Origin of the sequence: Pseudarthrobacter humi, from assembly GCF_024294965.1 — a bacterium.
Lineage (GTDB): Bacteria > Actinomycetota > Actinomycetes > Actinomycetales > Micrococcaceae > Arthrobacter > Arthrobacter humi.
In genome coordinates this window covers 470345-484176 of the sequence record NZ_JANCLV010000001.1, presented here as the reverse complement: position 1 = coordinate 484176, position 13832 = coordinate 470345, and the positions used below count along the sequence as shown (strand labels likewise).

The following is a 13832-nucleotide window of genomic DNA, read 5'->3' as shown; positions in this document are numbered from 1 at the left end:
GGAGCATCCGGAAACATTCCCTGCCGCGTCAGGATTCCTTGAGCCAGCCTGCTACTTCGGAGGCCCAGTACGTCAGCACGGTGTTGGCGCCGGCCCGCTTGATGCCGAGGATGGATTCCGTGATGGCACCCCGCCGGTCGATCCAGCCATTGGCGGCGGCGGCCTCGATCATCGCGTATTCACCCGAGATCTGGTAGGCCGAGACGGGCACGGGACTCATGGCGGCGACGTCGGCCAGGATATCCAGGTAGCTCATGGCCGGCTTCACCATCACCATGTCTGCGCCTTCCTCAAGATCCAGCTCCACCTCAAGGAGGGCTTCGCGGCGGTTGGCGGCGTCCATCTGGTAGGTGCGGCGGTCGCCCTTGAGCTGCGAATCCACGGCCTCCCGGAAGGGACCGTAGAAGGCGGAGGCGTACTTGGCCGCGTAGGCCAGGATGACGGTGTTTTTGTGGCCGGATTCCTCAAGGGCCTGGCGGATAACCCCGATCTGGCCGTCCATCATGCCGGAAGGCCCCAGCACGTGGGCGCCTGCATCGGCCTGGGCCACGGCCATCTGGCCGTAGATCTCGAGGGTTGCGTCGTTGTCCACGTAGCCGTCGGCATCCAGGACGCCGCAGTGGCCGTGGTCGGTGAATTCGTCCAGGCAGACATCGCCCATGATGACCAGGTCGTCGCCCACCTCGGCGCGGACGTCGCGGATGGCCTTGTTGAGCACGCCGTCCGGGTCCAGGGAGGCGGTGCCGCGGGCATCGCGCACGGCGGGCACGCCAAAGAGCATGATGCCGCCGACGCCCAGTTCCACGGCTTCCGCTGCGGCGCGCTTGAGCGAATCGGTGGTGTGCTGCACAACGCCGGGCATGGAGGTGATGGGCGATGGTTCGCTGAGGCCTTCGCGGATGAACGCCGGCAGGATCAGGTCCGCCGGAGCCAGGCGGTATTCGGCGGTGAGCCGGCGCATGGCGGGCGTGGTGCGGAGGCGGCGCGGGCGGTGGTTCGGAAAGCTCATCGGGTGTTCCCTTCGTTGGCAAATACGGTGCCCAGCGCGGCCACTATGCCGTCCGGGGTGGGGACTTGGGCCGTGGCGGCCACCGGGATGCCGAGGGCGGCAGCTTCTGCCGCCGTCGGGCGTCCGATGGCGATGAAACGGCAGCGGCCCAGCGGCAGGAGGGTCGCGGCAATGCGCCGCGCGGCGCTTGGCGAGGCGGCCACGACGGCGTCGAGCGTCCCGGCGTCGAGCTCCCTGCGGGTCTGCGACTGGCTGAGCTCACGGGGAGCGACAGCGTGGGGGATTCCGACGGCGGACGGCAGTTCCGCCTCCAGGCGGAGTTCTTGCCGGGCCGGGTAGTCCACGGTGTGGTAGGCCACAACGGCGGTGACGTCGGCACCCTTGGCTGCCAGGCCATCGCGCAGTGCAGGGGCCGCGATGTCTGCCTGTGGCAGCAGCACGCGCGCCGGCGCGGCGGTCCACAGTTCCGCGAGCCCTTCGGCGGACTGGATATCCACCGGGGCCAGGGCCACAGGAATGCCTGCTGCCTCGAGGATCCGCCGGGAGGACGGTCCGATGGTGGCCACCCGCGTTCCCGCCGGCACCAGTGCGGCCGGCGTGGTGCCGCGCTCAATGGCCTTTTCCACGAGCACACGTACCGTGGTGATGCTGCTGACCACCAGCCAGTCGAAGCCCCCGGCCACCAGATCATCCAGCGCGGCATCGAGGGCCGGCTGGTCCGCGGCGCGTTCAAAGTCGATGAGCGGCAGGAGCAGCGGTTCGGCCCCCAGACCGCCGAGCAGCGCGGCCAGCGGCCCGGCACGGTCGGCGCTCCGGGTGATCAGGACGCGCCGGCCGCCCAGAGCGCCCGCGAGGTCATCAGGAGGCGGCAAGGTCCGCGATCTCCGCGGCGCCGGCAGCCAGCAGGAGCTCGGCCACCTCGATGCCGAGCAGCGTGGCACCAACCTCGGTGAGACCGTCGGTTGCCTTCTTTTCGCGCACAGTCTTGGTGCCGTCCACGGCGCACACCGCCGCCTCGAGGTACAGCATGCTGCCCTTGCGGTAGGCGAAGGCACCCACGGGGGCGGCGCAGCCGGCCTCGAGTCGGGCCAGCACGGCACGCTCGGCGGTTACGGCGAGGCGGGTGTCCTCATCGTTAAGCGCGGCCAGGGCCTGCGCCAGAACTCCTTGCGAACCCTCGGTGGAACCTGCCTTGCGCGGGGCGTCAGCCGTCCGGCATTCGATGGCCAGCGAACCCTGTCCGGGCGCCGGCAGCATCACGTCCGTCTCGAAAAATTCGCTGACGGCGTCCAGGCGGCCGATGCGTTCCAGGCCTGCGGCGGCCAGTACGACGGCGTCCAGGTCACCCGGCGCGCCGGCGGCGTTTCCGGGCAGGCCGGGCACGCGGCCGAGGCGGGTATCCACATTGCCGCGGATGTCCTGCACGTCCAGGTCAGGGCGGGCGGCACGCAACTGGGCAGCTCGGCGCGGAGAGCCGGTGCCCACCTTGGCGCCCTGCGGCAGATCAGCCAGCTTTAGGCCGTCGCGGGCGCACAGGACGTCCCGCACGTCGGCACGCTTGGGCGTTGCGGCGATGGTGAGGCCCGGCGCGGCTCCCGTGGGGAGGTCCTTGAGCGAGTGCACGGCGACATCGCAGGTGTCCTGCAGGAGGGCATCGCGCAGGGCGGCGACAAACACCCCGGTGCCGCCCATCTGGGACAGGGACCCTGTCTTGACGTCGCCCTCGGTAGTGATGTGCACCAGCTCCACGGGGAAGCCTCCGACGGCGGCCAGCTGGTCCGCCGTCTGCTGGGTCTGGGTCAGGGCGAGCTTGCTGGCCCTGGTTCCGATCCGTACGGTCACGGGGTTCCTTCTCTCCCGGCAGCGTCCGCAGGTGCGGCCGGGTATGCGTCGTGTCCGGTGCCGACGGTGGTGTCGGCTCCGGCGATGGTGGGCTTTTCGCCGCGGAAGTTCGCGCAGCATCCCGGCCGGCAGACATCGTACCAAGGGCCCAGGCCGGTCACGGCGGGCCGGTCGCTGATGTTGTTGGCGAGCGTCCGTTCGGAGATGAGGTCCACCAGGCCGTTCACAAACTTCCGGTGGGTGCCCGGGGTAGGGACACGCGTGGCGGCCAGGCCGAGGTTGCGGCAGGTTTCCAGGGCTTCGGTGTCCAGGTCCCAGACAACTTCCATGTGGTCGCTGACGAAGCCCAGCGGGACGATGACGATGCCTTTGATGCCCTGGCCCGCCAGGTCGGCGATGGCGTCGTTGATGTCCGGTTCCAGCCAGGGCACGTGCGGCGCACCCGAGCGGGATTGGTAGACGAGCGACCAGGGTGCGGTCAGGCCTGACTCGGCCTGCACGCGGCTGATGACTGCGGCGCCGGTGGCCAGGTGCTGGGCCACGTAGGCGGAGCCTTCGTCGAACTCGCGCGGTTCGTCCGCCGACCGTCCGGCGGCCTCGGCATCCCGGGTGGGGATGGAGTGCGTGGCAAAAAGGATGTGCACGGGGGCGTCCGGAGTTCCCGCGGCCGCAAGCTGCGCCCGCACGTCCGCCAGCCCGGCTGCGGTGCCTTCAATGAAGGGCTCCACAAAGCCGGGGTGGTCGAAGTACTGGCGGACCTTGTCCACCTCAAGCCGGCCGTCCAGTCCTGTCTCCGTCAGGGCGATGCCGATATCCTCGCGGTACTGGCGGCAGCTGGAGTAACAGGAGTAGGCACTCGTGGTGACCATCAGCAGTTTGCGGTGACCGGCGTCGTACGCGTCCTGCAGGGTCTGCGGAATGTAGGGGTCCCAGTTGCGGTTGCCCCACAGCACGGGAAGCTCAATGCCGCGGGCCCTGAGCTCCGCTTCCAGGGCTGCCTTGAGCTCGCGGTTCTGCTGGTTGATGGGGCTGATGCCGCCGTTGGCCCGGTAGTGCTGGGAAACCTCTTCGAGCCGCTCGTCGGGGATGCCGCGGCCGCGGGTGACATTGCGCAGGAACGGGATGACGTCATCCTGGCCCTCGGGCCCGCCAAAGGAGGCCAGCAGGACGCCGTCATAGTTTTTGGGCGCCATCCGGCCGGCTTCGGTGACCGGGTTGGTTCCGGGGAGCACGGCGCCCCCCGCAGGATCGGGCCGGGTCATGCGAGGACCTCAGCGACCTCGGCTGCGGTGATGCGGCGGCCGGTGTAGAACGGGATTTCCTCCCGTACGTGGTTGCGTGCTTCGGTGGCGCGGAGGTGGCGCATCAGGTCCACGAGGTCCACCAGTTCGGGGGCTTCCAGTCCCAGGATCCACTCCCAGTCACCCAGGGCGAAGGAGGATACCGTGTTGGAGATGACCTGCGGGAACTCCCGGCCCAGCATGCCGTGGTCGCGCAGCATCTTGCCGCGTTCTTCCTCGGGCAGGATGTACCACTCATAGGAGCGCACGAACGGGTAGACACAGAGCCATTCGGCCGGGGCCACACCGCGTGAGTAAGCGGGGGTGTGGTTCTTGGCGAACTCGGCTTCCCGGTGCACGCCCATGGCGGACCACACAATCTCGGTTCCGGCGAAAAGCGTGCTGCGGCGGATGTCGCGGATGGCCTGCTGCAGCGCTTCGGGCTTCGGGCCGTGGAGCCAGACCATGACGTCGGCGTCGGCGCGCATCGCGGAGACGTCGTAGCTGCCGCGGTGCGTCACGCCCGCCTCGGCCAGGCGGACCAGCAGGGCATCGAAATCGGCGGCAGCGTCAGCGCTGCGCACCAGTTCCTCGGACCGCTTGAAAACAGTCCAGAGAGTGAAGAACTGCTCGGCTGATTCTTCGGTTTTAGTGACAGATTCGGCAGAAGTGTGGCTCATGGTTACCAGTTTGCCCCTTCCCTACCGCCAAGTCGAAACCAGCGACTTCTACAAGACGTAGAAGTGCGCAAGGTCACACGTTGGCGCAGCATGGGTTGTGAGCCCGATCCGGCACCGAGATCAGATCTGGCGGATCCGGGCAAAAAGGAGGCCAGCGGCTCCGGCGGACCCCAGCAGTCCCACGCCAAGCCAGACCTTCGCGGGTTCGGCGGCCGCGGCTGCTGCCGTGGCGGACGCCATGTTGTCCCGGCTGGCAGGCGCGTTTCCGTGGCGCCCCGGTCCCGAAACAGGCGTGGCGTTGGTGCTGTGGGCGTCCGTGGGCTGGTCCGCAGCAGGATCGGCTTCCTGTCCGGCAACCCGCGTCACGTCGGCGGGGGCACCGGGCTGGCCGTTCGGCTGCGTGCCTGCCGCTGAACCTGCGGCATCCGGGGACGTGCTGAGCGGCGCCGGAGCGCCCGACGGCGGGACGGCGCCTTGGGGAGCCGTGCCCTGCGGAGTGGTTCCCTGCGGCGCTGGGCTGGCAGATGTCGACGGGGCGGACGACGTCGGCGCAGGTGACGTGGGGGCCGGCGACGGTGTGACCGTCGGAGTGGAAGATCCTGAGGGGGCGGGAGTCGGTTCGGGTGAGGCATTGGCCTGTCCGCCGGAACCGCCCAGGAGGCCATTCAGCAGGCCGCTGACCCCGGCGAGGTCCCCGTCGGCCGCAACTGAGGCGGACTCTGTGGGCTCGGCGCTGCCGTCCGCCGCCTGGGATGCCGGAACGCCGGCGGACAGGACCAGTACCGCTCCGACGGCAGCCGCTGCAGCGCCACGCCGGAGTCCCCCATGGATACTGGTCCGGGAAAGAGAAGATTCGGACCTGTAAATAACCATAGTTATCGACCCTAGCCACATGAGGGGGTGGATTGAAAACCGGAAACTGCACCCCGGAGTCGTCCTATCAACGCCCACATTCCACTGAACAGGAGCGATGGTCAGCTGAGCAGGCTTCGAATTTCTTTTCGGGTATCGGCCACCACGGCGGCGAGTCCGTTGCCGGCCACCCATCCGCCCACAATGCAGAGGCCGGCCTCTGCCGCGCAGAGCTTCCTTACCTCGGCCACCCGGGCTTCGTGTCCCACGGCCGCGAACGGCAGGGCCCCTTGCCACCTGACTACATCCCAGCCGACGACGTCCGTCCCCTGCACCGGGACGTCCAGCAGCGCCGAAGCGTCGCGCAAGGCAGCAGCCAGTAATTCCGAGTCGACGGCGGGGGCGGAGCCGCCGGTTTCCGGGGTCGCGGATTCCGGGGCTTCCAGGCGGCCGTAGGAGAGCCGCAGCACGTGGGTCCCTGGACCTGCCGCAGCGGCCAGCCACTCCCACTTCGCGGTGGCATGCGTGAGGGCTTTTGCCTGGATTCCCGGCGTCTGGGGGGCCACCAGGACCCCGGTGCCCCGCGGCCTGCGGTCCAGTTCGGGAAGGTCCACCACCACGGTGACGAGCCGGACATCCGGACCGCTTTCGGGGCTTCTGCCTGTCAGGGCGGGCACGGCCGCCTGAAGCAGCCCCACGGCAGCCGGGCCGGGCAGCGCCACCACCAGCAGGCCGCCGTCGTACGCTGCGTCACCGGCGGTGACACGCCAACCGTCCGGCGTCCGTTCGACGGCGTCCGCGGCTGTTCCACTCACCAGGGTGACACCGCGGCCGCGGAGATCGCTGAGCAGGGCCGAAACCAGGGTGTGCATCCCGCCGTCCAGGCCGGCGACGGCGGAACCCGCCTTCGCGACGGAGGGCTGGGCGGAGCCGCGCCGCTGGGCGGCCACCGCGGCCGCGAGGGAACCGTGCTCTCGGATTCCGGCCCGGAGGCCGGGGGCCACCATGTCCACGTCCAGGAGTCCGGGGTCCGCGGAGTGCACGCCGCCCACCACCGGGGCCACGAGGCGCTCCAACACGCGGCGGCCCATCCGGGCCCGCACCAGCGCCGCGACGCTGGTGACGTCCGCCGACGCGCCGAGTGAGGCTGGCAGGTACTTATCCAGGGACGCCCGCAGGGAGCCGACAAACCCCAACGACCGCCTGACCTCCGGGTCCCAGGGGTTGGCGGGAATGCCCAGGACTCCGGTCTTGGGCAGTTCGCGCGGGCCGTCCGGAAGCTGCACCCAGGCACCGCCCGGGCGGGGCGCCACAACCTTGCTGCCAAGTCCAAGTTCATCCGCAAGGTCAGCCACGGCCGGGGAGCGGGTGGCGAAGGACTCTGCCCCGCTGTCCAGGGTGAGGCCGGCCACCACGTGGCTGCCCACGCAGCCGCCCCAGGATGCTGCGGCTTCCAGGACAGTGACGGTGCGTCCGGCGGCTGCCAGCTCTCGTGCGGCCAGCAGGCCGGAGATGCCGCCGCCCAGGACGACGGCGGCCGGGGCCGGGGCCGGTGTCACGGAACTGCCCACGGTCCTACTCCGGGGAGATGGAGTGGATGAGTTCTACAACGCGGGTCAGGACCGCGGGGTCGGTTTCCGGCGGCACCCCATGTCCGAGGTTGAGCACATGGCCGGGCGCAGAAGCGCCGGCCGCAATGACCTCACGGACATGGGCTTCCAGCACGTCCCACGGCGCGGACAGCAGTGCGGGGTCGATGTTGCCTTGCAGTGGCACCGTTCCGCCCAGGCGCCGGTTGGCCTCATCCAGGGGAAGGCGGTAATCCACGCCCACCACGTCCACGCCGACGTCGCGCATGGCCACAAGCAGTTCGGAGGTTCCGGTACCAAAGTGGATGAGCGGCGCGCCGAGGTGGCGGACATGGTCCAGCGCCCGGGCCGAGGCCGGTGCCACGAACTTGGTGTAGTCGGCCAGGCCCAGTGACCCTGCCCAGGAATCAAACAGCTGCCCGGCGGAGGCGCCGGCTTCCAGCTGGGCACGGAGGAACATTCCCGAGGCGTCGGCGGCCCAGTTGGCCAGCGCCGTCCAGGTTTCCGGGTCTGCGTGCATCATGGTGCGCGGGCCCAGGTGGTCACGGGAGGGTTTGCCCTCCACCATGTAGGCGGCGAGGGTGAACGGGGCACCGGCAAAGCCGATCAGCGGGGTTTTGCCCAGCTCTGCGACGGTCAGCCGCACGGCTTCGCGGATCGGTTCCAGCGCTTCCCAGGTCAGCGGGGGCAGGGCGGCAACGTCTGCAGCCGTGCGCACCGGTTTGTCCAGCACGGGGCCCACGCCCGGCACAATGTCGACGCCGACGCCGGCGAGCTTGAGCGGAATGACTATGTCGGAGAAGAAAATGGCAGCATCCACGTCATGGCGCCGGACGGGCTGCAGCGTGATTTCGGCCGCGAGCTCGGGCCGCAGGCAGGAATCCAGCATGGCCACGCCTTCGCGGACCTTCAAGTATTCCGGCAGGGAGCGCCCGGCCTGCCGCATGAACCACACCGGCCGCCGCGACGGCTTGCCGCCACGGTACGCGGTGATGAGCGGCGAATCTGCGGTGCGGCCGTCCATCAGCGGATGGCCGGCAGCAAGGACACTGTCGTTAGACGGGACACTAGGCACGGCACTGGACACGGCGGAGCTGGAAGTCATGCCTTTGATTGTGCCCAAAATCGGCCCCAAAAGATAACGACAACCTGTCACGGAGAGCCGCCCCGACCGCGCCGTGGCAGGAAACACGGCCCTCCACCGCCCCTGGCTGTTTGCCGGGTTGTTCTACCGGGCTGCGAAAAAGCTATGATTGGTCTGCTGTGGTTCTTTTTTCATTGGTGGCTACACACGCCGACATCGACCTTGAGACCGTTGCTCAACTGAGCAGCGGTGCCTCCGGTATCGCAACATCCGCACTCTCCGGATCGCCGGCAGTGACGGGTGCGATTGTGCTTGCCACCTGCAACCGCTACGAAATCTACGGCGAAGCGCCCCACGCTGACGATGTTGAGGCCGCCCGTGCGGCCCTTGTCTCGGAGATCAGCGGACTCAGCGGACTCAACGAACAGCTCGTGTCCCGCTCCTTCAGCACACGCACCGGCGCCGAAGTCAGCCAGCACCTGTTCGCCGTCAGCGCCGGGCTGGACTCCGCCGTGGTGGGCGAACGTGAAATCGCCGGCCAGGTCCGCCGCGCACTCATCACTGCCCAGCACGAAGGCACGGCCAGCTCCGGCCTGGTCCGCCTCTTCCAGGCCGCCTCCAAGACGGCCAAGGATGTCGGAGCACAGACCGCCCTCGGTTCCCGGGGCCTGTCCATCGTTTCAGTGGCACTGGATCTGGCAACCGATCTTTCCGAAAGCCCCGACTGGTCCGCGAAGAAGGTGGTGGTGTTCGGCACCGGCGCCTACGCCGGCGCCACCATGGCGCTGCTCCGCGAACGGGGCTGCACCGACATCTCCGTGTTCTCCTCGTCGGGACGCGCCGAAGCGTTCGTCGCCACGCGCGGCGGAACAGCGCTGGACAGCGAATCCCTGCCGGTGGCCGTAGCGGCGGCCGACGTTATGATCGGCTGCAGCGGCTCCGACACCCGGGTCGAGGCCGGCGAACTTGCCGAGATCCGCGCGGACTCTCCCCGGCCGCTGATCGCGATCGACCTCGCCCTCACCCACGACTTTGACCCCGAAGTCGGACAGCTCGACGGCGTTGAGCTGCTCACGCTGGAATCCGTGCGTTTGGCGGCACCCCAGGAACAGGCCGAGTCCCTCACCCAGGCCAGCGGCATTGTGTCCGGCGCAGCCCAGGCGTTCGAACAGGAACGGGAAGCCCGCTCGGTGGATTCCGCCATCGTGGCGCTCCGCAGGCACACCATGAACGTCCTGGATGCGGAAATGGAGCGCGTCCGTGCCCGCCACGGCTGCACCGCCGCCGCCGAGGAAGTGGAGTTCGCCCTCCGCCGGATGGTCAAGCAGCTGCTGCATGTGCCCACTGTCCGTGCTCGTGAGCTCGCCGCCATCGGCCAGCAGGACGACTACGTGTCCGCGCTCGAAACCCTCTACGGCATCACCGTGGAGCAGCCGGCCACCGCAGCGCAGGCGGAGTGCCCCGTGGACCACCGGGGCCTTGAAACCGCCTGACCCGTCCGCGACCCTCTCTCACCTTTAGGGGCTTTCTTCACAACCCTCCCTCACCACTTTCAAGGGAGTGAGAGAGCATCGTTGAAATAGGGGCCAAAAGTGAGAGAGCGTCGTTGAAGGGCAACCGGTCAGTAGACCGGCTTCTGCGGCTCGACGTCACGCACCCAGGCCAGGATTCCGCCGTCGAGATGGCTGACCCGCTGGTAGCCTGCCTTCCGCGCGGCCTCCAGCACGTTGGCTGACCGCGTGCCCGCCTTGCAGTGGAACACAATGTCCTTGTCCTGCGGAAGTTCCGCCCAGGCCTCCCCCGCCAGGATCCTGCCCTGCGGGATCAGCACCGAGCCGTCGATGCTCACGATGTCGTGTTCGCCGGTTTCCCTGACGTCCACCAGCTCGAAGTCCTTCAGGCCTGCCTTCCGGGACGCCAGCATCGTGGCCAGCTGCGTCGCCGTCACAGTGTGCTCCGTGTCGGCGGAGGCGGCGGGGGTGATGCCACAGAAGGCTTCGTAGTCCGTAAGCTCGGTAATGGGCCCGGCCGCCGGGTCCTTGGACACCCGGATCTCGCGCCAGCTGCCGCCCAGCGCATCAAACAGTGCCACCCTGCCCAGGAGTGAACGTCCGACGCCGGTGATCAGCTTCACCGCCTCGGTCACCATGAGTGAACCCACCGCAGCACAGAGCATGCCGAAGACGCCGCCCTCGCCGCAGGAGGGCACGGATCCGGCGGGCGGGGCCTCGGGATAAAGGTCCCGGTAGGTGGGTCCGTGCTTTTCCCAGAACACGCTGACCTGGCCGTCGAAGCGGAAGATCGATCCCCACACATAAGGCTTGCCGAGGATGGCGGCGGCGTCGTTGACCAGGTAGCGGGTGGCGAAGTTGTCCGCCCCGTCCAGGACCAGATCGTAGTCCGCGAACAGCTCCAGTGCGTTGGACGCATCCAGCCGGACGTTGTGCAGCCGGACGTCCACCAGCGGGTTCAGGGCCGCGATGGCGTCCCGCGCGGAGTCGATCTTGGGCCGTCCGACGTCGGCGACGCCGTGGATCACCTGGCGCTGCAGGTTGCTGAGGTCAACGGCGTCGTCATCGATGATGCCCAGGGTCCCTACGCCCGCTGCCGCCAAGTAGAGCAGGGCGGGCGAACCCAGTCCCCCGGCACCGATAACAAGCACCCTGGCGTTCTTCAGCCGCCGCTGCCCCACCGCTCCGATTTCGGGAATGATGAGGTGCCGCGAGTAGCGTTCCACCTCGGCTGGCGTCAGTTCACCGGCGGGCTCCACGAGCGGGTTAAGCGAGACAGGGGAATCATTTGCGGTCAAAGTCGAAGCCATACTTCAATGTATGCCCCGAGATACCGCCGGGTCATATTACCGCGCAGTATTGTGTAGGTAACGGCAAGGGAAAGTAGGGCAACTGTGGTCCATGAAGCACGGGCTGACCGGGCGTCCGGCGGCGAACCCGCCGCACCTCAACGGACCGCGGGCCAGAGGTCCGCCCGGCTTCCCCGGGATGAGCGCCGGGCGCAGCTCCTCGCTGCGGCGCAGGAGGTTTTTGTCGCCAACGGCTACCATGGCGCCGCCATGGATGAAATCGCCGAAACGGCCCATGTCAGCAAACCGGTGCTGTACCAGCACTTCCCGTCCAAACGGGAGCTGTATCTTGCCCTGCTGGACAGCCATCTCGCGTCGCTGACGGACCTGATGCTTGGTGCGTTGAGCTCCACGACCGACAATGACGAACGTGTCCAGGCGGTGATGCGCGCCTACTACCGCTTCATCGCCAGCGACGACCAAGCCCACCGCCTGGTCTTCGAATCGGACCTCATCAACGATCCCGATGTCAGTTCACGCCTCGAGACATTCAACAAGACGTTCGCGGACGCTGTTGCCCGCGTGATTGCCGAGGACACCAAACTGCCCCACCTGGAGGCCCAGCTTCTGGGCCGTGGCCTGGCCGGAATGGCCCAGGTCAGCGCGCGTTACTGGCTGGAGACCGACGGGAACCTGGACCTCGATGTGGCCAGCGACCTTATTTACCGTTTAGCTTGGCGCGGAATCTCTCGCTTCCCCAAAGAGTCCTAGACTACAAATAAGAGAACCCAAGAAACGTTGATTGGCTGGGAGGCCCCCTTTTGGAAATTAAGATCGGCATTCAGAACATTGGCCGCGAAATCGTATTGGAATCGGCCCAGGATGCTGACGCCCTGGCCACGGTCGTTGAAGAAGCCATCACCAAGGGCACCGAACTCCGCCTCAAGGACGACAAGGGACGCATCATCATCGTTCCGGGGAATGCCCTGGGCTACGTGGAAATCGGCGCCGAGGAGGCCCGCAAGGTCGGTTTCGGCCAGTTCTAGCACGTCCGCGGCCAGCCCCTTCGGCGGCTGGCCGCTGCTTTCCGAGGAGATTCCATGCTTTCGCTGACCATCGTTGTCCTGGTCACAGCGGCCGCAGGCTTTGTTGTCTGGGCCAATGACAAGCGCCATACGCGGTACGGCACGGGGTTGCCCGCAGGGGTTGCCGTGGTGGTGGGCGCGGTCAGCTGGATCATTTTCATCGCGGCAGGTTTTGGCTACCAGCCGGGCCTGACGTGGATTCCCTGGGTCCTGCCCATGGCACTCGGCACCGTCGCTGCCATCGGGACGGTCATCTACCTGGGCCGGACGCGTGAAAGCCACGATACGCGGCGGCTGACGCAGGCGCTCAAGCTTTAGGCCGCTCCCTTTTTCCCTAAGAACCCGTGACCACCACCCCAGCAGGGTGCGTGGTCACGGTCCTTTAACCCGGCGGCTTAACCCACGGGCTGGGCTGTGGCGCCGAGCCGAACGGCAGCGGCACTCACAGCAGCGGCAGCAGCGGCATCCCGCTCAGTGACCTCGCCGCCGGCGTCATGGGACGTGTAGCGCAGATGCACCCTGTTGTAGCGCCAGTCAAGGTCCGGGTGGTGGTTCTGTTCTTCCGCCAGGCGTCCGACGGCGGCAATCAGCTCCAGTGCGGCGGCCGCCGTCGGCGCCTTATAGACAGCGACGAGCCCGCCCAGCCGGTACTGCCAGTCGGGCAGCGCGGCCAGGACGGCGTCGATCCGGTCCCGCGTGAGTATGTCTTCCTTGCCGGCCACAGCGGCCTCCTCGGCTCGTCCGGTGAGCCGCCCCGGCGTTTGGCCGAGGGCGCCGGGCCTGGAGAAAGCGGCCTAGAGAAACTCTGCCCGGCCTTCCATGGCCGATGACGCCAGGGCGTGCTCGCGGCGCGGAATCCTGCCGGCCGCTTTCGCCAGCCTACCGGCGATGACGGCGTGTTTGAAGGCCTCCCCCATGAGTGCCGGGTTCTGCGCACGCGTGACCGCGGTGGCCAGCAGCACGGCATCACAGCCAAGCTCCATGGCCAGGGCGGCATCGGATGCCGTGCCGATGCCGGCGTCCAGCACCACGGGCACCGAGGCGCGCGAGACGATCAGCTCGATGTTGTGTGGATTCAGGATGCCCAGGCCGGTGCCGATGGGAGCCCCGAGCGGCATGACCGCGGTGGCACCCAGGTTTTCCAGCCGCAGGGCCAGGACCGGGTCATCGTTGGTGTAGGCGAACACTTTGAAGCCCCGGTTCACAAGCTGTTCCGTGGCATCCACCAATTCCACGGCGTCCGGCAGCAGGGTCTGTTCGTCGGCGATGACTTCCAGCTTGAGCCAGTCGGTCTCCAGCGCTTCGCGGGCGAGCTCCGCCGTCATGACCGCGTCCCGGGCGGTGAAGCAGCCGGCGGTGTTGGGCAGGATCCGGATCCCGTGGTCCACCAGGAGCTGGAAAAGGGACCCCGATTCCGCCGGCGAATAGCGGCGCATGGCCACTGTGGTCAACTCGGTTCCGGAGGCCAGCAGGGCGGCGCCGAGCCCGTCGAGGCTCGGGGCGCCACCGGTGCCCATGATGAGGCGGGAGCCGAGCTCGACGCCGTCGATGACCAGCCTGTCTGCGGCCTCGGGACGGCTATGTGTGCTGATGTTGCTGGTTACTGTCATG

General features: G+C 68.1%; 15 protein-coding genes. 4 read left to right on the top strand and 11 right to left on the bottom strand.

What is annotated here, in order from left to right; translation table 11 throughout:
• Positions 1 to 28: 28 nt before the first annotated feature.
• The 8 genes from hemB to hemE all read right to left on the bottom strand — a co-directional run bounded on the left by hemB (position 29) and on the right by hemE (position 8357).
• Positions 29 to 1009: a porphobilinogen synthase gene (gene hemB, locus NFC73_RS02400; RefSeq protein WP_141141068.1), complete on the bottom strand. Its 981-nt coding sequence runs from the start codon at positions 1007 to 1009 to the stop codon at positions 29 to 31.
• A complete protein-coding gene (locus NFC73_RS02395; protein ID WP_254747321.1) occupies positions 1006 to 1881 on the bottom strand; it encodes a uroporphyrinogen-III synthase in 876 nt (291 codons plus the stop codon). Before NFC73_RS02395 ends, hemB begins: the two co-directional genes overlap by 4 nt.
• The gene (hemC, locus tag NFC73_RS02390) at positions 1868 to 2851 is read right to left on the bottom strand and encodes a hydroxymethylbilane synthase (protein WP_254747319.1); all 984 of its coding nucleotides are present in this window, start codon (positions 2849 to 2851) and stop codon (positions 1868 to 1870) included. Before hemC ends, NFC73_RS02395 begins: the two co-directional genes overlap by 14 nt.
• Complete coding sequence (locus NFC73_RS02385; protein ID WP_254747317.1) at positions 2848 to 4113, bottom strand: ferrochelatase; 1266 nt, start codon at positions 4111 to 4113, stop codon at positions 2848 to 2850. Before NFC73_RS02385 ends, hemC begins: the two co-directional genes overlap by 4 nt.
• Positions 4110 to 4811, bottom strand: coding sequence for a hydrogen peroxide-dependent heme synthase (hemQ, locus tag NFC73_RS02380; protein WP_104062159.1), 702 nt, complete (start codon positions 4809 to 4811; stop codon positions 4110 to 4112). Before hemQ ends, NFC73_RS02385 begins: the two co-directional genes overlap by 4 nt.
• 120 nt (positions 4812 to 4931) lie before the next feature.
• Positions 4932 to 5684, bottom strand: a complete 753-nt coding sequence (locus NFC73_RS02375; protein WP_254747315.1) for a hypothetical protein — start codon at positions 5682 to 5684, stop codon at positions 4932 to 4934.
• A gap of 101 nt (positions 5685 to 5785) precedes the next feature.
• Entirely contained in the window at positions 5786 to 7234 is a 1449-nt protein-coding gene (hemG, locus tag NFC73_RS02370; RefSeq protein ID WP_254747313.1) for a protoporphyrinogen oxidase, read from the bottom strand.
• Positions 7235 to 7238: 4 nt separating this feature from the next.
• On the bottom strand, positions 7239 to 8357 hold the full coding sequence (gene hemE, locus NFC73_RS02365; RefSeq protein ID WP_254747311.1) for a uroporphyrinogen decarboxylase: 1119 nt from the start codon (positions 8355 to 8357) through the stop codon (positions 7239 to 7241).
• A 158-nt stretch (positions 8358 to 8515) separates the two neighbouring features.
• Here hemE and NFC73_RS02360 point away from each other — a divergent pair, with 158 nt between their 5' ends.
• Complete coding sequence (locus NFC73_RS02360; RefSeq protein WP_254747309.1) at positions 8516 to 9829, top strand: glutamyl-tRNA reductase; 1314 nt, start codon at positions 8516 to 8518, stop codon at positions 9827 to 9829.
• Positions 9830 to 9957: 128 nt separating this feature from the next.
• On the opposite strand, the gene moeB is transcribed toward NFC73_RS02360, so the two are convergent.
• A complete protein-coding gene (moeB, locus tag NFC73_RS02355; RefSeq protein ID WP_254747308.1) occupies positions 9958 to 11157 on the bottom strand; it encodes a molybdopterin-synthase adenylyltransferase MoeB in 1200 nt (399 codons plus the stop codon).
• 84 nt (positions 11158 to 11241) lie between these two features.
• Here moeB and NFC73_RS02350 point away from each other — a divergent pair, with 84 nt between their 5' ends.
• The 3 genes from NFC73_RS02350 to NFC73_RS02340 are packed head-to-tail and all read left to right on the top strand — an operon-like array spanning position 11242 to position 12539.
• Complete coding sequence (locus NFC73_RS02350; protein WP_056343929.1) at positions 11242 to 11907, top strand: TetR/AcrR family transcriptional regulator; 666 nt, start codon at positions 11242 to 11244, stop codon at positions 11905 to 11907.
• A 50-nt stretch (positions 11908 to 11957) separates the two neighbouring features.
• On the top strand, positions 11958 to 12182 hold the full coding sequence (locus NFC73_RS02345) for a DUF3107 domain-containing protein (RefSeq protein WP_254747306.1): 225 nt from the start codon (positions 11958 to 11960) through the stop codon (positions 12180 to 12182).
• A gap of 54 nt (positions 12183 to 12236) precedes the next feature.
• Positions 12237 to 12539 (top strand): hypothetical protein, encoded by a 303-nt coding sequence (locus tag NFC73_RS02340; protein ID WP_104062155.1) that lies wholly within the window; start codon positions 12237 to 12239, stop codon positions 12537 to 12539.
• Positions 12540 to 12616: 77 nt separating this feature from the next.
• On the opposite strand, the gene NFC73_RS02335 is transcribed toward NFC73_RS02340, so the two are convergent.
• Together NFC73_RS02335 and NFC73_RS02330 are read right to left on the bottom strand one after the other, a co-directional pair.
• Positions 12617 to 12943 (bottom strand): 4a-hydroxytetrahydrobiopterin dehydratase, encoded by a 327-nt coding sequence (locus tag NFC73_RS02335; protein WP_254747304.1) that lies wholly within the window; start codon positions 12941 to 12943, stop codon positions 12617 to 12619.
• Between the two features lie 72 nt (positions 12944 to 13015).
• Positions 13016 to 13831 carry a thiazole synthase gene (locus tag NFC73_RS02330; protein WP_256548513.1) on the bottom strand — a complete coding sequence of 272 codons (816 nt, stop codon included), beginning with the start codon at positions 13829 to 13831 and terminating at the stop codon, positions 13016 to 13018.
• Position 13832: the final 1 nt, after the last annotated feature.

Excerpts from the sequence above, each read along its gene's own strand:
- hemB (WP_141141068.1), bottom strand. The coding sequence starts at position 1,009 with ATGAGCTTTCCGAACCACCGCCCGCGCCGCCTCCGCACCACGCCCGCC.
- NFC73_RS02385 (WP_254747317.1), bottom strand. The coding sequence starts at position 4,113 with ATGACCCGGCCCGATCCTGCGGGGGGCGCCGTGCTCCCCGGAACCAAC.
- hemQ (WP_104062159.1), bottom strand. The coding sequence starts at position 4,811 with ATGAGCCACACTTCTGCCGAATCTGTCACTAAAACCGAAGAATCAGCC.
- NFC73_RS02375 (WP_254747315.1), bottom strand. The coding sequence starts at position 5,684 with ATGGTTATTTACAGGTCCGAATCTTCTCTTTCCCGGACCAGTATCCAT.
- hemE (WP_254747311.1), bottom strand. The coding sequence starts at position 8,357 with ATGACTTCCAGCTCCGCCGTGTCCAGTGCCGTGCCTAGTGTCCCGTCT.
- moeB (WP_254747308.1), bottom strand. The coding sequence starts at position 11,157 with ATGGCTTCGACTTTGACCGCAAATGATTCCCCTGTCTCGCTTAACCCG.
- NFC73_RS02340 (WP_104062155.1), top strand. The coding sequence starts at position 12,237 with ATGCTTTCGCTGACCATCGTTGTCCTGGTCACAGCGGCCGCAGGCTTT.
- NFC73_RS02330 (WP_256548513.1), bottom strand. The coding sequence starts at position 13,831 with ATGACAGTAACCAGCAACATCAGCACACATAGCCGTCCCGAGGCCGCA.